The 21,948-nt window shown below is 69.2% G+C and carries 22 protein-coding genes and 2 pseudogenes; 9 read left to right on the top strand and 15 right to left on the bottom strand.

From position 1 onward, the window contains the following. Positions 1-166 precede the first annotated feature (166 nt). Together ACWEN3_RS04855 and ACWEN3_RS04850 are read left to right on the top strand one after the other, a co-directional pair. On the top strand, positions 167-376 hold the full coding sequence (locus ACWEN3_RS04855) for a hypothetical protein (protein WP_452965694.1): 210 nt from the start codon (positions 167-169) through the stop codon (positions 374-376). Positions 377-472: 96 nt separating this feature from the next. Continuing rightward, positions 473-1,312 carry a mycofactocin-coupled SDR family oxidoreductase gene (locus tag ACWEN3_RS04850; RefSeq protein ID WP_452965691.1) on the top strand — a complete coding sequence of 280 codons (840 nt, stop codon included), beginning with the start codon at positions 473-475 and terminating at the stop codon, positions 1,310-1,312. Here ACWEN3_RS04850 and ACWEN3_RS04845 read toward each other — a convergent pair. From ACWEN3_RS04845 to ACWEN3_RS04830, 4 genes and pseudogenes are all read right to left on the bottom strand, one after another. Then, on the bottom strand, positions 1,305-1,700 hold the full coding sequence (locus ACWEN3_RS04845; RefSeq protein ID WP_452965722.1) for an alcohol dehydrogenase catalytic domain-containing protein: 396 nt from the start codon (positions 1,698-1,700) through the stop codon (positions 1,305-1,307). The two genes, ACWEN3_RS04850 and ACWEN3_RS04845, sit on opposite strands and share 8 nt — an antisense overlap. A gap of 528 nt (positions 1,701-2,228) precedes the next feature. Further along, the gene (locus ACWEN3_RS04840; RefSeq protein ID WP_452965719.1) at positions 2,229-2,672 is read right to left on the bottom strand and encodes a TetR-like C-terminal domain-containing protein; all 444 of its coding nucleotides are present in this window, start codon (positions 2,670-2,672) and stop codon (positions 2,229-2,231) included. 9 nt (positions 2,673-2,681) lie between these two features. Beyond that, positions 2,682-2,822: pseudogene (locus ACWEN3_RS04835) on the bottom strand (helix-turn-helix domain-containing protein); the annotation flags it as partial. A gap of 845 nt (positions 2,823-3,667) precedes the next feature. After that, positions 3,668-4,624 (bottom strand): ketopantoate reductase family protein, encoded by a 957-nt coding sequence (locus ACWEN3_RS04830; RefSeq protein ID WP_452965689.1) that lies wholly within the window; start codon positions 4,622-4,624, stop codon positions 3,668-3,670. 60 nt (positions 4,625-4,684) lie between these two features. Here ACWEN3_RS04830 and ACWEN3_RS04825 point away from each other — a divergent pair, with 60 nt between their 5' ends. From ACWEN3_RS04825 to ACWEN3_RS04805, 5 genes are all read left to right on the top strand, one after another. Further along, complete coding sequence (locus ACWEN3_RS04825) at positions 4,685-5,386, top strand: TetR/AcrR family transcriptional regulator (RefSeq protein ID WP_452965686.1); 702 nt, start codon at positions 4,685-4,687, stop codon at positions 5,384-5,386. A 586-nt stretch (positions 5,387-5,972) separates the two neighbouring features. Beyond that, entirely contained in the window at positions 5,973-6,701 is a 729-nt protein-coding gene (locus ACWEN3_RS04820) for a TnsA-like heteromeric transposase endonuclease subunit (protein WP_452965716.1), read from the top strand. Continuing rightward, positions 6,694-8,772, top strand: coding sequence for a Mu transposase C-terminal domain-containing protein (locus tag ACWEN3_RS04815; protein WP_452965684.1), 2,079 nt, complete (start codon positions 6,694-6,696; stop codon positions 8,770-8,772). The genes ACWEN3_RS04820 and ACWEN3_RS04815 overlap by 8 nt, the downstream gene beginning before the upstream one ends. Then, entirely contained in the window at positions 8,766-9,836 is a 1,071-nt protein-coding gene (locus tag ACWEN3_RS04810) for an AAA family ATPase (protein ID WP_452965683.1), read from the top strand. Before ACWEN3_RS04815 ends, ACWEN3_RS04810 begins: the two co-directional genes overlap by 7 nt. Beyond that, on the top strand, positions 9,820-10,695 hold the full coding sequence (locus tag ACWEN3_RS04805) for a hypothetical protein (protein ID WP_452965681.1): 876 nt from the start codon (positions 9,820-9,822) through the stop codon (positions 10,693-10,695). Before ACWEN3_RS04810 ends, ACWEN3_RS04805 begins: the two co-directional genes overlap by 17 nt. On the opposite strand, the gene ACWEN3_RS04800 is transcribed toward ACWEN3_RS04805, so the two are convergent. Further along, positions 10,692-11,276 (bottom strand): DinB family protein, encoded by a 585-nt coding sequence (locus ACWEN3_RS04800; protein WP_452965679.1) that lies wholly within the window; start codon positions 11,274-11,276, stop codon positions 10,692-10,694. The genes ACWEN3_RS04805 and ACWEN3_RS04800 overlap by 4 nt on opposite strands. Positions 11,277-11,411: 135 nt before the next feature. Here ACWEN3_RS04800 and ACWEN3_RS04795 point away from each other — a divergent pair, with 135 nt between their 5' ends. Continuing rightward, a complete protein-coding gene (locus tag ACWEN3_RS04795; protein ID WP_452965677.1) occupies positions 11,412-11,648 on the top strand; it encodes a hypothetical protein in 237 nt (78 codons plus the stop codon). A 96-nt stretch (positions 11,649-11,744) separates the two neighbouring features. Here ACWEN3_RS04795 and ACWEN3_RS04790 read toward each other — a convergent pair whose 3' ends face one another. The 5 genes from ACWEN3_RS04790 to ACWEN3_RS04770 form a co-directional block, all read right to left on the bottom strand. Continuing rightward, positions 11,745-12,095 carry a hypothetical protein gene (locus tag ACWEN3_RS04790; protein WP_452965674.1) on the bottom strand — a complete coding sequence of 117 codons (351 nt, stop codon included), beginning with the start codon at positions 12,093-12,095 and terminating at the stop codon, positions 11,745-11,747. Positions 12,096-12,149: 54 nt separating this feature from the next. After that, positions 12,150-13,166 carry a zinc-binding dehydrogenase gene (locus tag ACWEN3_RS04785; RefSeq protein ID WP_452965672.1) on the bottom strand — a complete coding sequence of 339 codons (1,017 nt, stop codon included), beginning with the start codon at positions 13,164-13,166 and terminating at the stop codon, positions 12,150-12,152. Between the two features lie 30 nt (positions 13,167-13,196). Next, positions 13,197-15,140 (bottom strand): hydantoinase B/oxoprolinase family protein, encoded by a 1,944-nt coding sequence (locus ACWEN3_RS04780; protein WP_452965670.1) that lies wholly within the window; start codon positions 15,138-15,140, stop codon positions 13,197-13,199. A 2-nt stretch (positions 15,141-15,142) separates the two neighbouring features. Further along, positions 15,143-17,182 carry a hydantoinase/oxoprolinase family protein gene (locus ACWEN3_RS04775; protein ID WP_452965667.1) on the bottom strand — a complete coding sequence of 680 codons (2,040 nt, stop codon included), beginning with the start codon at positions 17,180-17,182 and terminating at the stop codon, positions 15,143-15,145. 72 nt (positions 17,183-17,254) lie between these two features. Continuing rightward, positions 17,255-17,464 (bottom strand): hypothetical protein, encoded by a 210-nt coding sequence (locus ACWEN3_RS04770; protein WP_452965664.1) that lies wholly within the window; start codon positions 17,462-17,464, stop codon positions 17,255-17,257. A 216-nt stretch (positions 17,465-17,680) separates the two neighbouring features. On the opposite strand from ACWEN3_RS04770, the gene ACWEN3_RS04765 reads away from it, so the two are divergent. Then, complete coding sequence (locus tag ACWEN3_RS04765) at positions 17,681-18,685, top strand: AraC family transcriptional regulator (protein WP_452965661.1); 1,005 nt, start codon at positions 17,681-17,683, stop codon at positions 18,683-18,685. A 335-nt stretch (positions 18,686-19,020) separates the two neighbouring features. On the opposite strand, the gene ACWEN3_RS04760 is transcribed toward ACWEN3_RS04765, so the two are convergent. The 5 genes and pseudogenes from ACWEN3_RS04760 to ACWEN3_RS04740 all read right to left on the bottom strand — a co-directional run bounded on the left by ACWEN3_RS04760 (position 19,021) and on the right by ACWEN3_RS04740 (position 21,839). Then, positions 19,021-20,004 (bottom strand): SDR family NAD(P)-dependent oxidoreductase, encoded by a 984-nt coding sequence (locus ACWEN3_RS04760; protein ID WP_452965714.1) that lies wholly within the window; start codon positions 20,002-20,004, stop codon positions 19,021-19,023. Positions 20,005-20,073: 69 nt separating this feature from the next. After that, a pseudogene (locus tag ACWEN3_RS04755) lies at positions 20,074-20,295 on the bottom strand (cyclophilin-like fold protein); the annotation flags it as partial. A 34-nt stretch (positions 20,296-20,329) separates the two neighbouring features. After that, entirely contained in the window at positions 20,330-21,100 is a 771-nt protein-coding gene (locus ACWEN3_RS04750; RefSeq protein WP_452965659.1) for an SDR family NAD(P)-dependent oxidoreductase, read from the bottom strand. A 115-nt stretch (positions 21,101-21,215) separates the two neighbouring features. Beyond that, positions 21,216-21,629 carry a (R)-mandelonitrile lyase gene (locus ACWEN3_RS04745; RefSeq protein ID WP_452965657.1) on the bottom strand — a complete coding sequence of 138 codons (414 nt, stop codon included), beginning with the start codon at positions 21,627-21,629 and terminating at the stop codon, positions 21,216-21,218. Positions 21,630-21,704: 75 nt separating this feature from the next. Beyond that, a complete protein-coding gene (locus ACWEN3_RS04740) occupies positions 21,705-21,839 on the bottom strand; it encodes a hypothetical protein (protein ID WP_452965655.1) in 135 nt (44 codons plus the stop codon). Positions 21,840-21,948 lie beyond the last annotated feature (109 nt).

The raw sequence follows: 21,948 nt of genomic DNA, 5'->3' as shown, positions 1-21,948 counted from the left end.
CGGTAACCGACCCGAACGCGTCGGCGAAGACCGGACCGCCCGGTGTTCCCCAGCGACCTCGTCACGTTCGAGGAGGTATGGCTCGCCGAGCCCGACGGCCAGTCGGGCGAAGCCCCGGAGCCGCCCCCGCAGCCGGCGCCGGCTGCCGCGGGAGGCCGCGGCGGCGGTGGACTCCGAAGCGGAGAGGGCCAGTTGGGAATTCGACGAGGAGGGCTTCCACCGCACGCGCACCCTCGACCACACCGTCGCCCTCGACGGCCCGGTGAATTGGGTGCTCGACCGCGGTCCGGTCCACCTGGATCCGCACGATGTCGTGGTGTGGTGCGCCACCCGTCACGTCTGGCGCGACAACGGCGACGAGCCGATGCGCCGCTGACCGTGAGGATCGGCGTCGACGCGCAGTAGACGCCGGCCGACCGAGTACCCCCGAAAGCTCCGTCCGTCGGACGGGCACAACCGAAGGGAAGCGATCATGGCAGGAAGGGTCGAGGGCAAGGTCGCCCTCGTCACGGGCGCCGCGCGCGGTCAGGGCCGTGCGCACGCGGTGCGGCTCGCCCAGGAGGGCGCCGACATCATCGCGCTCGACATCGCGGACCAGATCGACACGGTGCCGTTCGCGATGGGAACCTCGTCCGACCTCGCGCAGACCGCCAAGGACGTCGAGTCGCTCGGCCGCAGGATCGTGGCCAGGCAGGCCGATGTACGCGACCTCGCGCAGGTCCGGTCGGCCGTCGCCGAGGGCGTGGCCGAGCTGGGACGTCTCGATGTCGTGGTCGCCAATGCCGCGGTGGCCGTCTTCGGGCCGGGACTTGAGCTGTCCGAGGAGCAGTGGCGCGTCGTCCTCGACGTCAACCTGACCGGTGTATGGCACACCGCCAAGGCGGCGATCGACCACATCCGGGCCGGTGGCAACGGGGGTTCCGTCATCCTGGTCAGCTCGGTGATGGGCCTGCGGGGAGCGCCGAACCTGGCGGCCTACGTGTCGGCGAAGCATGGCGTGGTGGGCTTGGCGCGCACCCTGGCGATCGAGCTCGCACCGGAGAACATCCGCGTCAATGCCATCAATCCCGGCACCGTGAACACACCGATGCTCCAGAACCCCGCGATGTACGCCCTGTTCGCGCCGGACCTGCCGGTCGAAGAGCGCACAACGGACGTCATCAAGGGGCGGATGAGCTTCGCCAACGCGCTCCCGGTCCCGTGGCTCGAGCCGGTCGACATCGCCAACGCCGCTCTTTTCCTCGCCTCCGACGAGGCGCGGTACATCACGGGAATCACCCTTCCCGTCGACGCCGGCAGCACCCTCAAGTAGGACTCGGTGCTCCGGCGCGGCACCGGTCGGCCCGGCCACGCCTCGGTGGAGCGGCCGGGCCGGTGGCGTATCGGGGCGGGCGCGGCGTCAGCCCGTTGAGCGGGATGGTGGCCGCATGAACGGGGTCGGCACCCGCCGGCGCGGCGGCGATCGCATAGCTGGGCACGACGACGTACTCGGCATGCGCCCGGTTCAGTCCCATCGGGACCCCGTAGTTGAGCGCGATGACGGGCTGGCCGGGCTTCCAAGGAGCCCCCGGTCCCACCGCGTCGACGACGCCGGCGATGTCCCAGCCGAGGCCGTAGTGACCGCCCTCCGGCGGGCCAGGGCAGTAGCCGCTCAACGCCGCCAGTTCGGTAAAGTCGAGCGCCGCCGCCTGAACCTTGATCCGGATCCCGATCAGACCCGGTTCGGGCTTGTCGACCTCGGCGATCTCGATGACGTCCGGGCCCCCCGACCGAACCGTATACAGCTGCTCGCATCAGTTCACTTTCCATGAGGACGCGCACCTGCCCCGTGGCGGGCGCTGAATCCGTGGTGCAGGGAATCGGGCGCCCACGGCGCCACGTGGAGCACCAACGCCCATCACGCTAAAACCTCACGCCAACGTCAGGTGCACGTCCGGCACACGTGCGTCACAGGCGGTGCGGCCTATCCCTTGATGGCGTCGTAGTTGGTCAGCCTGCCGTCCTTGACGGTGCCGAACAGCGCGTAGGCGGAACACAGGACCGGGACCGTGCTCGACAACGGCGGTGGCTTGCGGTGAGCTGAGCCCGTTCCATGCCTTCGGCGGCTACAAGAACACCGGTATCGGGCGGGGTTGGGGGGCGTGCGGGCTCGACGCATTTCTGCAGACGAGGTCGATCGTCTGAAGTGTCGCGGGCGGATGAGTCTGCCGCGGCGCGACCGATGGTGCTCAGCCGGTGGCGGCGACGGGCTCGACCCGCGTGAGAACTCCCTGGAACAGCGTTTTGATCAACCTGTCCGTCCGTGCCGGGATTTCGGCCTTGTCGAGCTCGCCGCCGTCGAGACGGGACGCCAGCACCTGCATGACGACCGTGCCGAACAGTACCTCCGCCACGTCGACCGGGGAGGCCGACGGGTCGGCCTCCCCGCGCTCGACGGCCCGCGCCATGATCTGGGCAACCATGCCGGAGTGCACCTCCTGCACGGCCCGGGCGAACGGGCCCAGCCGTTCGTGTGCGCCCGCGGCATCGATGGAGATACGCAACTTCGCCCACCCGGCCGGATCGCAGCAGTAGCGGTACAACGTCGTCGTCAACTCGGTCAGGTCGTCTCTCAAGCTGCCGGTGTCCGGAACGGGGACGATGCCGCTCCGGCTGCGCAGCGCATCGACCATGAGCGACTCCCTGTCCGGCCACCTCAGATAGACGGTCGACTTGCCGACCCCGGCCCGGCGAGCGACTCCGTCGAAAGTGAATCCGGCCCAGCCGTGCTCGCCGTACTCCGCGAGGGCAGCGGTGATGATGGCGCTCTCAACGCCTGGCATCCTGGGGCGCCCGCGCCCCCTGCGGCTCTGGCCCTGGGTGGTGGACATGCCTCATTGAACCTCACGCGAGCACGCGCAGGGAGGGGCCGAACAGAGGCAAGTCCAGGGATGCCGGACTGAAATGTCCCGGCACTGTCGGCCGGCCCTGAAACACATTGAGCAGGGCGAACGGATGCCGCTTCGACGCGCGGGTGTGAGCTGGACGGCCCAGTGTCATCTGCCTGACCGTAACTCGACGCGCTGTAAAGTCAGTTGGCGCGGAACACGGCCGACCCGACGACAGACCGTGCGCGCTGCTTCCGCAGAGCAACCTCGTCGCCACCGCCCTGGGGGAGCTGAGCCCGCGAAGACGACCCGGACGCCCTGCGTGAGATTCGTCGGACGGCCGGTGCCACGCGCCGAGGGCGTCGCAGAGGCCATGGGCGCGGCGCTGTACGCCGCGGAGGCCCCCATGGACGGGCTCGCCCACGGGCGAGTGGTCCAGGCGGAAATCGCCCGAGGGGAGCATCTGGCCGGCATCGGCATGGCTTGGGCTCGGGCACGGGCCATGCCGGGCGTGCTGGACGGCGTCACCCATCGCAACGCCGTCCGGCTCGGAAACGTGGACGACGTCACCCCGCACGCGCTTGAGTCCGACCGCGTGCACCACTACGGCAGGGTGCTGGCGCTCCGCGTGCACCACTACGGCAGGGTGCTGGCGCTCGTCGTCGCCTCCGCCATCGAGCGGGCCGGGGCGGCCGCGGTGTCCGTCCGCGTCGCCGTACCTACCGGAGGCCACGACGTCGTCCTCACGACCGGCCGCCCCCGGCTCCACACGCCCGAATGCCTCCACCCGACGACAGGGCCTAGCGGGACACCGGCGCGGGGATGCGGGCGGCGAGGCGAGCCAGCGGTGCCGGGTCGACGCCGGCGGCTTCGGCCAGCTGACTCAGCTCGTCCAGCAGCATCGCGCTCTCGGCCGCCACCGAATCCGAGACCTGGCTGACCATGCCCTTGCCCGCCGGTGTCGCGAACATCGCCCAGAACATCGCGGTGAGCACCGGTCCGGGTACGAACGGCATTGCGCGCATGTTCCCCGGCGCGACCGTGGCGCCGGAGCGGCGCACGGCACGCATGCCGGACCGTACCGCAGCGCCGAGTTCGCGGGCCGACGACCAGCTCAGCCGTGGACCGGACCCCGAACGTCCCGGCAAGAAGGCCGCCGCCACCATCGGCGCGACGAAGGCAGCGTGCGTCTTGAGCCAGCCGTCGATGACGGGGGAGACGATGGTCGGGATCGCGGCGCTGGAGAAGACCGAGCCGACGCTCCGCAAGTCTTCGTCGATCACGCCGTCGGGGCGGCCGATCGTGGTGACCTGGACGGCGCGCGACACGATCGAGTACCCGACGGTCTCGTCACTCACCTTGGCCAATATCGCCGGGAAGCCCCAGACCAGGCGGTCGGCACCGATCTCACCGACCCAGCGGTCCGCGTCGGAGGCGTTGTTGAACATGAACATGATCCGAGCCGAGCCGTTCGCCGCCAGCGCCGGGACGAGGCTTTCGATCTGGGGGCGCTGGACCGGCACGATCACCAGGTCGTAGTTGTCGTCGAGGGACGCGGTCACCCGGACATCGGCGCGCTCGGCGGCGCCGCGGCGCGGCTTGCCGCGTAGTCCGTCACGCTCCAACGCTTCGCGGCGCCGCGCATTGCGCACCACCATGGTGACCTCGTGACCGGATGCGGCGAGCTTCAGAGCGAAGGTGCTGCCGATCGCTCCGGCGCCGATCACGGCGATGCGCCAGTGCGGTGTTGTCGTCATGGTGAACCCCTCGGACCAAGTGAGAAACAATCGCGTTTACGGCGGTAGCATCGAGGAACCATGAACACGCCGTCCGCAGATCACTCATCCGTCCCGCCCAGGGCGCTGCCGCGGGGTCCGCACCGGCTGGAGCCGGAGCTGATCGCCGCTTCGCAGCGCGCCCGCCTGCTGGACGCGATGGCCGAATCCGTCGCCGACGTCGGCTACGCGGGCACGACGGTTGCCGACGTGCTGCGGCTGGCCGGGGTCTCCCGTAAGACGTTCTACGAGCTGTTCGCGAACAAGCAGGCGTGTTTCCTCGCCGCGTTCGACCATGCCGCGCAGGTCCTCGCCGCATCAGTGAACGCGCAGCCCGTACCCGCCGGCGATGTCGATGAGCAGTTGCGGGCCGGCTACGCCGCGCTCTGCTCGACGCTGGCGTCCATGCCGAACTACGTCCGAGCTTTCGCCGCGGGCGCGCCGGAGGTCGGCGCCGCCATGCAGGACTGTCAGGCCGCCTGGCGCGAGGCGTCGATGTCCCGCCTGAAGCTGGTGTACGAGGCGAGCGTCACGGAGGCCGCGGCAGGCGATCTTCCAGCTCGGCTGCCGGACCACGTGGCCCGAGCGATCGTCGGTGCCGGCGACGCGCTGATCCTGGAGCACCTCGCGGCGCAGGGGCCCGAGTCGCTCGACGTGCTCATACCCACTCTGGTCAGCGTGGCGCGCACGCTGATGTTCGCCCACATCGATCCACCGGCGGCCGGTCGGGCGACGGGTCACTGAACGGTGGCGGACGCAGGTGTGGCGTCCGACTTCACCCTCGTCTGGTTCGGCTCGCTCGCGGCGCTCGCGGCCGGCCGCAACTCGCCGATGAGGAACAGGAGTTCATCAAGCCGTGCTCGTTCGTCGGCAGGTGCGGCCGGAACCCCGGGCAAGCCGGCTGCACTCCCCGGTCAATCCCTGCTCTGAAGTGGTACGGGTGCGCCTGCCCGTTGGCTTCCCCCCACCACTGCCGGTCATGGGGATCGGTGGGGATCAGACAATTCCATATGGACGTCATAACGCTCCTTGGATGAGAGCGGCCCCGCCTGCGTCGGGGCCGTGAGCCTGAGCACGCTAGGTGTCGTATCTGCACGACAACTGTCGCCATCCGGGTCCGGCCTCCTTGCGCAGGTGCTCTTGGTTGTCCTGTCGCACCGCGGTTGTCGGATTCTCACCGCTTCTCGTTCGTGGTGGCGGATTCTCATTGCGTCGCGCACTGAGCGATGACGTTTGCCCCGTACGTGGGGTTTGATCTCATTTCCCTGGTCCGGTTCTCGCTGTACCTGTCACGGTCGTTTCCGGCAGGTATGCGGAGCCGGGGGTGGCGATGGATCTGGGTCTGGTCGATGTCGAGTGGGCTGACGGTGAGGGCGGCGGGCTGCGGAAGTCCGTGCTGGAGGCGGTGTCCCGGGTTCGGTTCGAGTCGGTGCTCCCGGTGCGGCGGTTCACGTCGTACCGCGGGCAGCGGCACTTCACGGGCTGGTACTGGGCTGCGACAACACAGTCGCTGGTGGGGTTTGAGTCGTGGCTGGAGCGGGACCGGGCCATGCTCCTCGATCATGACCGGCGGGTGGTGGGGCTGGCCTCGCAGCCGTTCCGTCTGACCTGGCAGGGAGAGAAGCGCCGGATCTCCCATACGCCGGACTACTTCGCGCGCCTGGAGGACGGCTCGGGCCTGGTCGTCGATGTCCGGCCGACGGACCGGGTCGGCCCGGAGGACGCGGTGAAGTTCTCGGCGACCGAGGCGATGTGCCAGGAGATGGGCTGCTGGTCCTTCGCTCTGGTGCACGAGCCCGATCCGGTGGAGATGGCCAACGTCCGCTGGCTGTCTGGCTATCGGCATCCACGCAACCTGGTCGGCAACCTCGCGAAACGGCTCATGGACGCCTTCGCCGACCCGCGGTTGCTCATAGACGGTGCCGAGGCAGTGGGGGACCCGCTGTCCGTCCTGCCGACGCTTTACCACCTGCTGTGGTGCGGTGACCTGAGCCTTGACCTGGCGGTGCCGCTGGGAGACGGCTCCATGATCGGCTGTGCGGCGGTGAGTCATGGCTGAACTGGCACCACGCGGAGTTCTGCGGGTCGGGGACCGGATCCGGTTCGAGAGCCGGAACCAGCAGGTCATCGGGCTGGAGGGAACGGCCTTGCGACTGCTCAGCGACGAGGGCGACACCAGTGTCATGGCTGCCGGCTACGTGATGGCGGCCGCCGATTTCGAGGTGCTGGACCGGGGGCCGGAGGCGGTCCCGGAACGAGTCCTGCCGCCGTTCGCGTTGGTGGACGCGTTGCCGCCGTCGGCCGTCGAGCAGGCCCGGTTCTGGGAACAGCACGTGGTGGAAGTGCTCACCGGGCTGCCTCCGGACGCTCCGGAGGGCACGTCTCCTCGGCCCGAGTACGACCCGGCCTGGCGGACGATGATGGAGCGGGAAGCTGCGAAGGTCGCCGAGCTGGCAGCTGGCGGGCAGCAGATCAGCAAGCGGACCTTTCTGCGGATGCGGCAGCGCTACGAGGCCGAGGGGTTGTGGGGACTGGTGGACGGCCGGTCCCGGAAACCGCCGGCCCCGGCCCCCGGCACCGGAAGGACGGACGAGCGCGTCGTCGAGGCGGTCACCGAGGCACTGGCCGGGCAGACAGACCTTTCGACGGGCGACCGCAAGCGGCTCATGCTGCAGGCCGAGCAGATCCTCGCCGCGAAGCACGGCGAGGAAGCGGTGAAGCTCCTGCCGACGAGGGCGACCTTCTACCGGCTGGTGAACAGCCTCGCCAAGAACAACGAGTCCTTCGGGTCGGCCACGGTCCGCCGACAGCGGGCTCTTCGGCCCCTGGGGCCGTTCACCCCGTCCATGGCCTCCCGCCCCGGGGAGATCGTGCAGATCGACTCCACGCGGCTGGACGTGATGGCGGTGCTGGACGACGGTGTCGTGGCCCGCCCGGAACTGACCATCGCGGTCGATGTCACAACGCGCACGATCTGCGCGGCCCTGCTCAGGCCCGCGGGCACGAAAGGCGTCGACGCCGCAGTACTGCTGGCGAGGATGCTGGTTCCCGAGCCGATGCGTCCGGGCTGGAGCCAGACCCTGGCGATGTCGGACTCGATCCTGCCGCACCAGCGGCTCATGGCGATGGACACGCGGTTGGAGAAAGCCGCAGCCAAGCCGGTCGTCATCCCGGACACCATCGTGATCGACCACGGCAAGGTGTTCGTCTCCGACACGTTCTCCTCCGCCTGCTCGCTGCTGGGGATCTCGCTGCAGCTCGCCCGGCCCAGAACCCCGACGGACAAGGCGATCGTGGAGCGAACGTTCGCGTCGATCAACTCGCTGTTCTGCCAGTACGTCGCGGGCTACACCGGCTCCGATGTCACGCGCCGCGGCAGCGACCCGGCCTCCGAGGCGGTCTGGACCCTCGCCCAGCTCCAGGACCTCCTGGACGAGTGGATCATCTGCTGGCAGCAGCGTCCCCACGAGGGCCTGCGCAATCCCTATATGGCGGGGCGGACGCTGTCGCCGAACGAGTCGTACGCCATCGCCGTCGCCCGCGCCGGATACTTGCCCGTCGCTCTGTCGGCGGAGGACTACATCGAACTGCTGCCCGCGGTCTGGAGGGCCGTCAACGACTACGGCATCAAGGTCAACTACCGCACCTACGACAGCCCCGAGCTCAACCGGTTGCGGAGGCAGCCGTCCGGGGTGACGGGTAAGCAGGATTTGTGGGAGGTCCACTACGACCCCTACGACGTCTCCCGCGTCTGGGTACGGCGAAGCGACAGCCGCCGGTGGATCGAAGTCCCGTGGACCCATCTGCCCATGGTCCGGGCTCCGTTCGCCGACTTCACCTGGCGCCACGCACGCCAGCTTCTCGCCGACCAGGGCCACGACGACACCAGCGAGACCGCTATTGCCCAGGTCCTGGCCAAGCTGCTCCGCAGGGCGGGGAAGCCGCCGGCCGGATCGGAGCAGGTCATGGCCCGCACCCGGGTAGCCCTTGAGGCCCCCGCACGGCCCCCACTCCCGCCCGCCCGGTCCGCCGATGCGGACGACAGCGAGGACGAAGGGCCGGAGGAGGCGCCGGTCACCCCGTTCGGCGTCTTCAACCCCCTGGAAGAGGAGGGGAATCCGCTGTGGTGACTCCGCCTGACGCCCATGACGACGAGCACAACCCGCTGACCACCAAGGCCGGCTGGCGACAGTTCGTCGACGACGCCCCGGCCTGCCCGCCGATGCTCTCGCTGCGGGCCTTCAAGGCCCTGACCGAGGAGAAGCGGCTTGCTTACAACGAGCCCCGGCTGGACTACCACTCCCGGCTCGTGATCGTGGCCACCCCCACCGTCCGCAACGTGTTCACCACCGGACGGCGCCTGGTCCTGCTCAACCGGCACCAGATCTCCGGCCGCCGCGGGCTGATCGTCACCGGCCAGGCCGGGACCGGCAAGACGACGGCCATCGCCCAGCTCGGCCGCAACCATGAACTCCTGGTCCGCAAACGGCTCGGCCCGGCCGCCGCGGGGCGACTGCCGGTCGTCTACGTCACTGTCCCGCCCCGGGCCACCCCGAAGATGCTCGCCATCGAGTTCGCCCGGTTCCTGGGCCTCCCGGTCGTCCGGCAAGAGACCCAGACCTCCATCACCAACGCCGTCTGCGACCTGCTGATCAAAATGCGCGTCGAACTCGCGCTCGTCGACGAGATCCACAACCTCAACCTCGCCACCCAGGCCGGGGCCGAAGCCTCCGACCAGCTCAAATACCTGTCCGAGCGGATCCCGGCCACCTTCGTACTCGCCGGCATCGACGTCGCCGCGAGCGGCCTGTTCAGCGGTGTCCGGGGCCAGCAGATCGCCGGCCGATACACCGTCACCGACACCGAACCGTTCGCCTACGGCACCACTGCACAGCGGCAGAACTGGCGAAACCTGATCGCCTCGCTCGAAGACGCCCTACGACTCCACCGGCATAAGACAGGCAGCCTGGTCAAACTCGACGGCTACCTCCACGAACGCACTGACGGCGCGATCGGCAGCCTCTCCCAACTCGTCCGCGGCGCCGCCCTTGAGGCCATCATCAACGGCAGCGAGGCCATCACCCGCAAGACTCTGGAGACCATCGAGGTCGACCAGACCGCCGAGGACGCCCGCCAGGAACACCGCCGCAACCGCCGCAACCGCCGCCGGAGGCCGGATGCCGACGCAGCCTGACCAACTCCGCCAGCTGCCCATCGCTCTCGGCCCCGTCCGCAACGAGACCCTCGGTTCCTATCTCCACCGCCTGGCCGTCGCCAACAACCGTCCCGCGGGCCTCCTCGCCCGCCTCCTGGGACCGCTGCCGCCGGAGTTCTCCCCGCTCAGCAACACCACTGCCGGCTGGACTCCCCACACGCCTGAACGCCTGGCCATACTCTCCGGGCGCCCAACGCCCCAACTCGCCCGGGCCCTGCCCGCGCTCGCCGACTTCCTCAGCCCGCGTGATCCCGGGCGGCGAACGGAACAGCTGATCAGCCGCCCCTGCCGCTGCTGCACGGCCCGCCGCAGCCCCACCGCTTCCGTGGTCATCACCCTCTCGCCTGCCCATGTCCACCTCTGCCTGCGGCATCAGCTCTGGACCCGCTCCACTCACGACATCCCGCTCGTCTCCTTGCCGGAAGTCATCGAGGCCCAGCGTCGACTCGACCAGCTCGCCCGCCATCACCGCAAGGTCCGACAAGCCCTCGACCTGGCGCGGAGAGTCGTCGAGGACTGGTCCGCCTCCGGAATGCCGATCGACCTCGGGAAAGAGTGGACCGATCGCCTCGACCGAGTCGAAGCTCTCGCTGTCAGCAAGAAGGTCTCGGCTGAGGACCGCAGTCACCTCGCGGCGTTCCCCGAGATCGCGGTGCTGACGCACCTGATCCTCGACCCGCCCACCACTGCCCTCGATCCCAAGGAGCTCTATCTTGCGAGGACCGCCGAGCTGAGCCGACGATTCGCGCGGATCTACACCACCCTCGGAACCCAGGACCCCCTCTACCGGCGTTTCTGTCTCTACCGCGAACGAGACTCCCGTGAGGCTCTGGGCTAAGCCTTGATTGGTGCGGCCGACCTGGCGGCCTGCTCGATCTTCGCGCAGTAGGCTGCACGGGCTTCCTCGTCGATCTGCTTCTCGTGTTCGGCGCGCAACCCGGTCCGGCCGTCGAGGCCCTCGCGCAGGATATCGGCGTGCCCGGCATGCCGGATGGACTCGCCGAGGACATGGACCATGACGGCGAACAGGTTCGTGTCGGCATAAGGCTCCGGCCACCACGGCACGTGGCCGGGGGCGTCGACGGGAAGCTCGTTGATCGTCGCGTCCGAGTGTTCCCACGTGCGCCGGTAGAACCCGATGATCTGATCGCGGGTCTCGTCCTCGGTCGCCCACAGATCGCTGCCGTTGGAGTCCTGCCACCGGGGCAGCGGTTCCGGGGAAGGGCGGTCGAAGACCTCGCCGAAGTACCTGGCCTCGACGGTGGCCACGTGTTTGACCAGGCCGAGGAGGTTGGTCCCGGTCGCTGTCAAAGGTCGGCGGGCGTCGTATTCGGACAAGCCGTCGAGTTTCCAGAGCAGCGCCTCGCGGTCCCGCCGCAGTCTCCCGTGCAGGTTGTCTTTCGCGAATTCATCGATCATGCGGCATGAGCCTGCCATGGGCTGCTCGTGGCCTCAAGATCCCGTACGTGGTCCGCAACGACTGACAGAGCCGAGGCCTGGCCATGGCCGCCGCTCGCGAAACTTGCCACGTGAGACAACCTCTAGGTTCGACTCGTGGACGGCACTGAGATCACCATCAAGCTCACCCCCGACGAGGCACTCGTCCTCTCGGACTGGCTGGAGCGAGTTCATATGACGGACCTCTGCCGTCTGGTCGACGACCCAGCCGCGTGGGCCCCGATCCACAAGCTTCCCGGGATCTTCGCTGCTGACTACGCGGAGCGTCTGGATGCAGCACGGCGCCGCCTGAGGGAGACCATGGGCAGCTTCGCTGAAGAGCAAGACGGCTGAGCCAGCTATCCCATCAGTCAGGACGATTCCGTGAAAGCCATGTCAGTTGAGAACGCTGAGGGCCAGCGTTCTCAATCGACGTGGCACCCCACCAGGTCAGCGGCTCGCCATCTGACAGATGCACTTCGACAGGACATTGGTCCGGTTCCGCGAGTCGCGGGGAAGCGGCGTTGTCGGTGCACGTCGCGGACCCTCAGCAGCAGCTTGCGACGCTCGTGCGCTGTCCACCGCGACCACTCGCCCTCGAACGCGGTGCGCACCCGCCTCGACCGCGGCGTCCACGTCAGCCGCGCCACCCGCGGCGATCGCGCCGAGGGAGGATCCGGTGGCGGGGTTGATCACGTCGATCGTCTCGCCCGACGCGGCCGGTGCCCAGCGTCCGCCGATCAGGTTCTGCTTCGTGCTCCCTACGAACGCCGGGAGCTCATATGTGGTGGTCATCGTCAATTCGATTCAATCCGTTCTCATCGGACTCGAAAGCGGTCTGGATCGGATCCGAGATCAGTCGAACTCGAAGACGCCCTTGCCGGCGTCCTGCTTGTCGAACCACGCGTAGGCCTCGGCAGCCTGGTCCAGCCGCCAGGTGTGCGAGTACAGGTCGTCCACGGGCAGGTCGTGCGCCACGATGAAATCGGCGCACCGCGCCTGCTCGATCGAGGACTGCGTCCAGCTCGTCATCACCGTCCACTGCTTCTTGTAGACCGCCTGCGTGGTGAACTCCACCTCGCCCGGCAGGCCCGTGAACACCACCCGGCCGAACGTGCCCAGCACACCGAACGCGTCATCGGCCGCCCGGCCGGACGTCTCCATCACCACGTCGGCAAGCCGCCCCCGCGTGTACCGCGAGACCACGTCCACCAGTGACTCCGAGCGGGAGTTGACCACCACGTCCGCGCCGAACGCCCGTGACTTCGCCAGCCGCCGGTCGTCCACGTCCACCGCGATCACCTTCGCGCCCATCGCGGTCGCGAACATCGTCGCCGAGAGGCCCACGGGCCCCTGCCCGATGACGACGGTGACGGTGTCCTCCACCCCGCCGAGCCGCTTGATCGCGCCCCACGCGGTGCCCGTGCCGCAGCCGATCGCGGCGCCCGCCTTGAACGACAGCTGCTCCGGCATCGGCAGCAGCGCGGCCACCGGCACCACCGCGTACGGCGCATGACCGCCGTTCACGTGGACCGCCATCGTCCTGCCCGGCGCGGTCTCGCACATCTGCGGCCAACCCACCCGGCAGCGGCGGCAGGTCCCGCAGCCGAAGTAGTGGTGGATCATCACGCGATCGCCCGGCGTGGCCTGCGCCGGGGTGACGCCCTCGCCTACCGCGTACACCTCGCCGCACGGCTCGTGCCCCTGGATCACCGAGTGGTCGAAGTCGAAATTGCCGTGGTAGAAGTGCAGGTCGCTGCCGCACATGCCGGACGCGCGGATCCTCACGACGACCTCGCCGAGGCCGGGCTCGGGGTCGGGGAAGTCCGTCAGGGCGACGGTGCCGTCGCCCACGAAGGTGATGCCCTTCATGATGTCGGTCTCCTTCGGATGGCCGGGTGGTTACTTCGCGCGGAGCCGGGCGGTGGCGTCGGCGTCGATCCGCAGGCCCTCCGGGTCGTGGTGCGGGTCGCCCACCACCACGACGCCGTAGTCGCGGGCGGCGCCCTCGATGCTCACGTACTCGTTACGGACGTCGCGCAGCACCGCCTCCGGGTCACGGGTGAGCGGGTCGCCCCAGCCGCCGCCGCCGTTGGTCAGGCAGCGCAGCACCGTGTTCGGCGCCGTCCGCCACACGCTCTGGCTCGCGAAGTAGTGGTAGCGGCCGTGCTCCGGATCCAGGTGCTTCGCCTCCGGGTCCAGCACGCCGGCCACCGGGACGCTGTGCCGGTAGACCTCCGGGTCCGTGCCCAGCATGGCGGTGCCGGCGCCGTCAGCCTGCGGGAACAGCCACATCGCGCCGTTCGGGCCCGGGCGCCCGCCGTTCGCGCCCACGCCGCTCGGCTCCTTCGTGCGGAACGGTGAGAGGTACTGCTCCGCGGCGGTCAGCCACAGCGTGTCCTTGAGGTTCGCCGCGCCGCCGCGGAACGCCCCGGGCCCGCCGCTGTCGATGGCGTGTTCCTTGCGCAGCAGCACCACCGGCGACTCGTGCTCGATGGTCTCCGTGGCCGGGTCCAGGTTGTTCAGCGGGAACAGCACCGTGTAGCTGTCGCCGTCGCCGTGCCGGGTGGCGCCCCACGGGCCGTGTTCGCCGCCGCACTGGGTGGCGCTGGTCCAGAACGTGCCGTCGTCCCGCGTGCCCGACGCGTTGTGGGTGTTGGTGGAGCCGTAGTCGCCGGCCACGCCGCGCTCGCCCAGCACCGGGTTGAGCGCGTCGAAGATCGCCGACACCACCGCCCCGGAGGCCTCCCAGAACATCATGATGCCGCCGTCGGGCGGCAGCGACGACACGAACGAGCCGGCCGGGGTGACCACGTCGATGTTGCGCCACGTTCCGGAGGTGAACCGCACCGTCGGATCGAGCAGCATGGTCAGCGCCACGCCGGCCGCGGTCTTGGTGTCCAGCACACCGCAGTTGATGCAGGTGCGGGCCTGCCCGGTGGTACCGGACAGGTCGACCTCGATCTCCGTGCCGCGCTTGCGCAGCGTCACGTGCACCCGGTACTCCTTGGTGTCGTCCAGGCCGTCGGCGTCCACCAGCGCGGAGCCGGGGTAGTCGCCGTCCGGGACCTGCGCGATGGCGTCGCGCATCCGCTCCGCCGAGGTGTCGCACGAATACGTCAGATTGCCCAGGAAAGCGTCCAGCCCGTATCGCTCGATGTTGCTGTGGACCAGCTGCTCGCCCAGCTTGAGCTGGTGCAGCATGCTCTTGAAGTCGGGCAGCAGCATGCTGCCCCAGCGGGTGTTGTCGAAGATCAGGCTGAACGTCCCGCGCACCGGCCGGTCCTGCGACCACAGCAGCATCGGCGGGATCACCAGGCCGTTCTCGTAGACGTTGTGCTTGGTCGCCGAGAACCCGCCGGGCACGGTGCCGCCCATATCCAGCTGGTGCGCGCACATGTTCACGAACGCCACGATCCGGCCCTCGTGGAACACCGGGCGGATGAACGCCACGTCGTTCACGTGCCGGCCGCCGCGGTACGGGTCGTTGCAGATGAGTACGTCGCCGGGGCGCAGGTTCTCCGGGCCGTACTCGACCACGGTGTTGCGCACCGCGTCGCCCATGGTGCCCAGGAACACCATGAGGCTGTTGCTCACCACGGCCATCGGGTAGCCCTGCTCCGGCGGGCCGCTGATGGTGCAGGCGAAGTCGTACCAGTCGCGGATGATGGGGGAGAAGGCCTCCCGCATGAAGCCGGTGGACATGTGCTCGACGATGTAGTCGAGCCGGTTGCGCAGGACCGACGCGGTGAATCGGTCGCTGCCGTACCGGGCCGCGAAGTCGTTGTCGGACAGGTCACGGATCCGGCCGGCCTGCCGCACGGTGGGTTCGATGGTGTCGGTCATGATCAGTGGTTCCTCCGGATGACGATCTCGCCGTACTCGCCGACGGTGGCGCTCTGGCTCGCGCCGATGTGCGTGGTGGACAGGCCCTCATGCACGATGGCGGGGCCGACGAGCTCGTCGCCGGCGCGCAGCGACTCCCGGTCGTAGACGGTGGCGGTCTGGTCACCGTCGCCACCGTCCGAGAGGTCGCCCAGGTAGCGCAGCGTGCGGGTGCCCACGGGGAGCAGTGGCTCGTCGCCGCGCGCGGGGAGCTTCGGGTACTCGATCTTGTCGGTCTTCAGCACGGCGCGGACACGGAACGTGACACCCTCGACGGGCATCGCCTCGAACCGGTTGTCGGACCGCGACTCGTAGGTGTCGTGGAAGCCGGCCACCATCGCCGCCACCGCGTCGGCGTCCAGCGTGCCGTCGGGCACCGGGATGAACGGCGTCTCCCAGCTCTGGCCGACCAAGTGGGCGTCCATGCTGCGCTGCAGCTCGACGTCGCAGTCGTCCACCTGGGCCCGCAGCTCGTGCTCCATCTCCACGAAGATGGCGTCGATGCGCTCGGCGTTCGCGTCGTCGAGCATCAGGTAGGCGCTGCGGTTGACCGTGAACACCTGGTCCGCCGACAGCAGCCCCAGTGCCGAGAACAGGCCGGGGCTCGGCGGGACGATCACCTCCTTGCAGCGCACGGCGTCGAGCACGGCAGGCAGCAGCATGGGGCCGGCCGCCCCGAACGCGATCAGGCTGTAGTCGCGCGGGTCGACGCCGTTCTTGATGGCCACGTTGAACAAACCCTCGGCCATGTTGTGCACGGCCATCTCGTAGGCGTAGCGCACCCGCTGCCGCAGCGTGAACGGGGTCTCGAGCGATTCGAACGCGTGCTGGGACAGGCTCCGGTCGATGGCCACCTCGCCGCCTGCGAAGCCGTCGGGGTCCAGGATGCCGATCATCAGGCAGGTGTCGGTGGTGGTGGGCGCGGTGCCGCCGCGGCCGAAGCACGCCGGGCCCGGCTCGGCGCGGGCGCTGTCCGGGCCCACCTGGATCTCGCCGCCCGCGCCGATGTGCACGATGGAGCCGCCACCGGCACCGATGCTGGAGATGTCATTGGCGAGCGCGTTGACCACAAGGTCGTGCTCCAGCTCGAACGACGTGTTCACGAACGGCTCGCCGCCGGTCACCACGCTGATGTCACAGCTCGTGCCGCCGACGTCGGCGCACAACAGCTCGGTCCGGCCGATCAGTTTGCCGAAGTGAGCGCAGGCGACGGTGCCGGCGGCCGGCCCGGAGAACACGATGCGGAACGGCTTCGCCATCGCGTGCTCGGCCGGCACCAGCGTGGCCGCGCAGTCCGCGAAGTTCAGCGAGCCCGTGAAGCCGAGCCCGGTGAGGCCGGCGGACAGCCGGTCGGTGTAGTCGGAGTAGATGATCTTCATCAGCGTGTCGATCACCGTGGTGGAGGCCCGCGCGTACTCCTTGGCAAGCGGGGAGACCTCGCTGGAGACCGACACGGGAACGTCACCCACGATCTCCCGGACGAGCTCGCGCAGCCGCAGCTCGTGGGCGGGGTTGACGTACGCGTTGATCAGGCAGATCGCGACGCCCTCGACGCCGCAGCGGGCCAACGTCTCGATCTCGGCGCGGGCCTGGGCCTCGTCGAGCTTGAACAGCACTTCGCCGCCCGCGAGCATCCGCTCGGCGATGCCCCGCCGCAGGTAGCGGTCGATCAGCGGCTTCGCGGCGTCACCGAAGCTGCGCCGCCAGCCGGGATCGAGCATCGCGTCGGACGGCCGCCACACGCGGCCCATGTCCAGGATGTCGCGGTGCCCCTCGGTCGCCAGGAAGCCGATCTTCGGGAGCTTGCGTGTGATCACCGCGTTCAGACCGTGCGTGCTGGCGTGGTTGAAGACGGTCGATCCGTCGACACCGAGGCGCTCCGCGCCGCGCAGCACGGGCGCGGCGACGTCGGTGTACTCGGTGGACACCTTGGTGGTGAGGATCTTGCCGTCGCGCCAGCCGACGACGTCGGTGAAGGTTCCGCCTACATCAACGGCGATCATGTGGTTCTTCCTTCGGGTAGTGGGATCGAGGGAAGGGGGGATGAGTCGGGCCCGCGCGCGGAGCCCTCCGGTTCAGAGCTGGTCGACGAGCAAAGTGATCGGTCCGAGCCGGTTCGCCGGCGTGCGGCGGACCGAGGTCAGGCAGTGCCGGCACTTGACCACGTGGGTCCACCCGGTCTCGCCGACCACGTCGTACGCGACGAGCTCGGCCCGGCCGCAGCCAGGGCAGTCGCCGGCGACGGGCGTCCGCTCGACGGGGCGTGGGGGTGCGATCTGACTCATGCGGGTCTCCCGTGCGTGTCGTCGTGAGTTCGGTGAACGCCGGGCAACGCTAGAAATGAGTGACCTGGGGCACAATCCGCGGAGCGAAGGCCTGTCCGCTCGGCGAAATCGACGTCCGGCGGGTGCACCGGACATCCGACGCGCGAAGCCACGGCCGCCTAAAAAATATTGTGTACGATGACGTGTGACGCCTCTCACCACTCACCGGAGGTGACGATGCCTGGTCCGGTGCTCTCGGTCGGTGCGGTGCACCGCACGTTCAAGACCACCGATCCCGACGCGGCGCACGAGTACGTGGAGCGGACCTTCGCCGAGCACGAGATGACGCTCGACGGCCGCGACGGCATGTCCTTCCGGCTGGACTCCGCGGTGACGCCCGCAGTCACCGTCGGGCGCATGGCGTACGGCAAGCGTGCCCGCATCACCGGGCCGGCGATGCGGGACTGCTACCACGTGAACCTGCTGGTCTCGGGCAGCTGCATGGTGGAGCAGTCGGGCCGCCGCAGCGGCTTCAGGGCCGACGGTGACCGCCGCGGCGTGATCTTCGGCCCGGACGAGCCGGTGCTGATCGACTGGAGCGCCGACTCGTCCCAGTACCACCTGAAGATCTCCCGGCGCGCGTTCGAGGAGCACGCGGCGAAGCTGGCGGGGCGCCCGGTGGTGGCGCCGATCGCGTTCGGCCTCACGTTCCCGCTGAACGACGCGCCCGGCCGCTCGCTGTCCTCGGCCGTGGCCTTCTACTACCAGCAGCTCGCTCAGGAGGGCGGCCTGGCCACCATGCGCGCCGTGCAGCGGGAGCTCGAATCGGCGCTGATGACCCAGGTACTGCTGGTGGCCCGCAGCGACCTCACGCCGGCGCTGAACCGCGACGCGGAGGATCAGGACGCGGACGCGCGGATCCGCTACGTCACGGACTACATCCGGGCCGGCGCGCAGGACGCCCTGACCGTCGACGACCTGGCCCTGGTCGCCGGGGTCACGGCACGCACGCTGCAGTCCGGCTTTCGCCGGTTCGCGGGGGTCACCCCGAGCGAGTTCATCCGCAACGTGCGGCTCGACGGTGCCCGCGGCGACCTGCTGGCGGGGAACGGCCCGTCGGTCAGCGACATCGCGAGCCGGTGGCACTTTCACCATCTCGGCCGGTTCGCCCAACAGTACCGGCAGCGGTTCGGCGACTCCCCGTCGCAGACGCTGCGCAGCCGCGCCGTCACCGTCGCATAGCCTGCGGGGGCTCGTCTCCGAGCTCTGACCCAGCAGCAAGTACGCCGAGCCCCGGCCACGGTCCCGGTCGGGCAGCAGGCCCGATACCGTCTGTGCGCCGAGACAGTGCTCGCGTAGTAGCGCACAAGCCGCTGCCGGTGAGGCCGTATCGGGCGTCCTGGAAGGAGCGGAAATCCGCCTCGGCGTCGACCGTCGCGGCTGCCTCTGTCGATCGGCTGAGCTTCAGACGGTCGACCGTCGGGCCTGCCCACAGGGCGAGGAACCGGTTCGCGGCGGTGCCGTGTCCGTGTTCCGCACCGTGCGGGCAGGTGACGGTCCTGCCGGGGTGGGCGTTGTCAGGAGGCCGCGGGGAACGCGTTCACGCCGGTCAGGTCGGCCGAGAGCCGCCACAGACGCGCCGCGGCCTCAAGGTCGATCGCGTACGCCGCCACGCCCGGGCCGAGGCCCTCCATACCGCTGCTCCGGCTCACGGGCCTGATGTCCGCGACGTCGGTGTCCTCGCAGTAGACGCCGCCGGTGTTCACGAGCTGCGGGGAGGTGGCGGCCCACACCTGGGTCGACGCGCCCTGCTCGGGCGTCTTGAAGTCGGTCGCCGTCATGTTGCCCTGCTCGTCGACCCAGCCGAAGGCGACCATCTCCTCTTGGGGCAGATGGCGCTGCAGGTCGGTCATGATGTTGCCGGGGTGGACCGCGAACGCCCGCACGCCGGAGTCCTTGCCGAGCGCGTCGAGCTGTACGGCGAAGAGGATGTTCGCCGTCTTCGCCTGCCCGTACGCCTGCCATTTGTCGTAGCCGTGCTCCCACTGGACGTCGTCCCAGCGGATGTCCGAGAGCTGGTGCCCCAGGGAGGAGGTCGACACCACACGCGCGCCGCCTTGTGCGAGCGCGGGCCAGAGGTGGTTGACGAGAGCGTAGTGGCCGAGGTGGTTGGTCGCGAACTGCGCCTCCCAGCCCGGGCCCACGCGGGTCTCGGGGCAGGCCATGATGCCGGCGTTGTTGATCATCAGGTCGATGGCGCGACCGGAGGCGAGGAAGCGCTCCGCGAAGGCGCGGACGCTGTCGAGGTCGGAGAGATCGAGTTCGTCGACCTCCACGTCGTCCAGATCCGCGATCGCGGCCTGGGCGGCCTCGGGGCGCCGCGCGGGGACGACGACATGGGCTCCGGCCGCGACCAGCGCGCGGGTCGTCGCCAGTCCGATGCCGGAGTAGCCGCCGGTGACGACCGCGAGCTTTCCGGTGAGGTCGATGCCGTTCAGGACTTCGTCGGCGGTGCTGCCGAACCCGAATCCCGAGCCGATCTTGTGCTGTTGCGTTGTCATAATCCGTTCCTGGGGTGTGACTGCGAAGCCTGTCGTTTCCCCCCGGGTGGGCGTAACGCCGTTGCCGTAGAAGACGGCGACGGCGTTCCAGAACTCGGAGTAGTACAGCCCGCCCCTGCGTGGGCTCGACGTGACCGGGACCCCGTCGACGGGAAGGGGCGTGGGCGTCGGACCGTCATAGTGGTGTCCGCCGTCCTCGCCCACCGTTATGTCCATCGGGAGGTGACGGAGCAGGCTGTCGACGGTCTTGTTGTCGTTCAACTCGACCGTGAAGTCATGCTTGTCGAGCATGACTTCGATCTTCTCCATGCCGTGCTTTTCCTGACTAGTACATGTATGCGCCGTTGTCGACGGTGAGGACGCGGCCCGTGACCGCTCGGCTCATGTCGCTGGAGAGATACAGAATGGCGTTAGCCTGGTCGATGGGCTGCGTCGGCGCCAGCTTCGTGTTCGAGTAGGTGGCGGCGTACTCGAGCATGGTCGAACCGCCCGGCAGCTCGCCGGCGGCCCAGGCCTGCATCATCGGCGTGTCGGTTTCCCCGGGAGCGACCGCGTTGCAGCGAATGCCCGTGCCGGCGAAGCGGAGCGCGATGTTCTTGGTCATCGTGTTCACCGCGCCCTTGGTCGAGGTGTAGGCGACACCACACACCGGCAGCGAGCCGTTGACCGACGTCACGTTGACGATCACGCCTTCGTTGCGCGGGATGAAGTGCTGGACCGCCTCGCGACAGAAGCGGAACACGCCGAAGTAGTTGATCTGGAGCACTTCTTCGAAGTGCTCATCGGTCGTTTCCTCGATCGCGTACATGTCGCCGTAACCGGCGTTGTTCACGAGGATGTCGACCTGGCCGAACGCCTCGATCGCCTTGCCGAAGACAGCGCTCGGGGCGGCGGGGTCGGCGGAGTCGGCCACGACACCGATGGCAGTGTGGCCGGCCTCGGTGATCGCGCGGACGACGTCGTCGATGCCGGCCTGGTTGCGTGCCGTGATGACGACGTTGGCGCCTTCGGCGGCGAAGAGTTCCGCCGTCGCTCGTCCGATGCCCTTGCTGGCGCCGGTGATGATAGCCGTCTTGCCCGCGAGGAGTTGCGTCATGGTCAGTCTCCGATGAAAGGGTTGGTGCGGGGGGTGCCGCTCAAGGGCCTTCGAGGCCGGGTGGGGTCTTTTCACTCGCGTTTCGGCCCCTGAGCGGGCTTGTGTGCCTGTGTGATCAGTTGCTGCGGGTGCGAGGGCCGCGGTACTGCTCTTCCGTGACCTTCTCCAGCCAGGTGCTCTCCGGGCGGTCGTCGGTCGGGCCCTCCCACAGAGCGATGTGCTCCATGAACCGGTCCTCGGTGGCGCCGTGCCAGTGCTCCTCGTCGGGCGGGCAGGTCACGGTCTCGCCGGAGTGCGCCTCGAAGATCACGCCGTCACGGGTGCCGATCAGGGCGACACCGGAGACGATCCGCAGGGTCTGGCCGACCGCGTGGTGGTGCCAGGCGGTACGGGCACCCGGGGCGAAACGCACCATGTTGGCGCGCATGTGCGAGTGGTCCTCGCCGGCGAAGATGACGTCGAACCAGACGTCTCCATCGAACCAGTTGTCCGGGCCCTTGACCGTGGACCGAGGCTTGACAAACTCCATCAGATGTTCCTTATTCGACTTACTTGACCTAGGTGTGGATCACGATGTGTGGTGCGGTGATGGAAAAGCCGCAGGTCAGGCGGCGGTGTGGTCGAGACCCAGGCCGATTGCGTGGGAGGCGTCGGCCTGGTCGATAGGGCCGTTGCCCTTGACCTCGACGGTGGGGATGGCGTCCTCAAGGACCTGCTCGGTACGGCGCCCGGTCGCCACGACCTGGTGGCGGGCCCGCCCGGGGCGGCGGGGGGGGGCCGGGGCCCCCCCGCCGGGGGGGGGGGGGGGGGCCGGCCGCCCGGGCGGGGGGGGGGGGCGGGCGGCGTGT

The organism is Streptomyces sp. NPDC004561 (genome assembly GCF_053602155.1).
This window is presented reverse-complemented; position numbering and strand designations above follow the sequence as displayed.

Bases quoted from the DNA above. Each gene is read 5' to 3' on its own strand.
- ACWEN3_RS04750 (WP_452965659.1), bottom strand. From the start codon at position 21,100: ATGACGCAACTCCTCGCGGGCAAGACGGCTATCATCACCGGCGCCAGC.
- ACWEN3_RS04825 (WP_452965686.1), top strand. From the start codon at position 4,685: ATGAACACGCCGTCCGCAGATCACTCATCCGTCCCGCCCAGGGCGCTG.
- ACWEN3_RS04780 (WP_452965670.1), bottom strand. From the start codon at position 15,140: ATGACCGACACCATCGAACCCACCGTGCGGCAGGCCGGCCGGATCCGT.
- ACWEN3_RS04820 (WP_452965716.1), top strand. From the start codon at position 5,973: ATGGATCTGGGTCTGGTCGATGTCGAGTGGGCTGACGGTGAGGGCGGC.
- ACWEN3_RS04760 (WP_452965714.1), bottom strand. From the start codon at position 20,004: ATGACAACGCAACAGCACAAGATCGGCTCGGGATTCGGGTTCGGCAGC.
- ACWEN3_RS04745 (WP_452965657.1), bottom strand. From the start codon at position 21,629: ATGGAGTTTGTCAAGCCTCGGTCCACGGTCAAGGGCCCGGACAACTGG.
- ACWEN3_RS04765 (WP_452965661.1), top strand. From the start codon at position 17,681: ATGCCTGGTCCGGTGCTCTCGGTCGGTGCGGTGCACCGCACGTTCAAG.
- ACWEN3_RS04815 (WP_452965684.1), top strand. From the start codon at position 6,694: ATGGCTGAACTGGCACCACGCGGAGTTCTGCGGGTCGGGGACCGGATC.
- ACWEN3_RS04785 (WP_452965672.1), bottom strand. From the start codon at position 13,166: ATGAAGGGCATCACCTTCGTGGGCGACGGCACCGTCGCCCTGACGGAC.
- ACWEN3_RS04775 (WP_452965667.1), bottom strand. From the start codon at position 17,182: ATGATCGCCGTTGATGTAGGCGGAACCTTCACCGACGTCGTCGGCTGG.
- ACWEN3_RS04800 (WP_452965679.1), bottom strand. From the start codon at position 11,276: ATGATCGATGAATTCGCGAAAGACAACCTGCACGGGAGACTGCGGCGG.
- ACWEN3_RS04805 (WP_452965681.1), top strand. From the start codon at position 9,820: ATGCCGACGCAGCCTGACCAACTCCGCCAGCTGCCCATCGCTCTCGGC.
- ACWEN3_RS04850 (WP_452965691.1), top strand. From the start codon at position 473: ATGGCAGGAAGGGTCGAGGGCAAGGTCGCCCTCGTCACGGGCGCCGCG.
- ACWEN3_RS04770 (WP_452965664.1), bottom strand. From the start codon at position 17,464: ATGAGTCAGATCGCACCCCCACGCCCCGTCGAGCGGACGCCCGTCGCC.
- ACWEN3_RS04830 (WP_452965689.1), bottom strand. From the start codon at position 4,624: ATGACGACAACACCGCACTGGCGCATCGCCGTGATCGGCGCCGGAGCG.
- ACWEN3_RS04840 (WP_452965719.1), bottom strand. From the start codon at position 2,672: ATGGTCGATGCGCTGCGCAGCCGGAGCGGCATCGTCCCCGTTCCGGAC.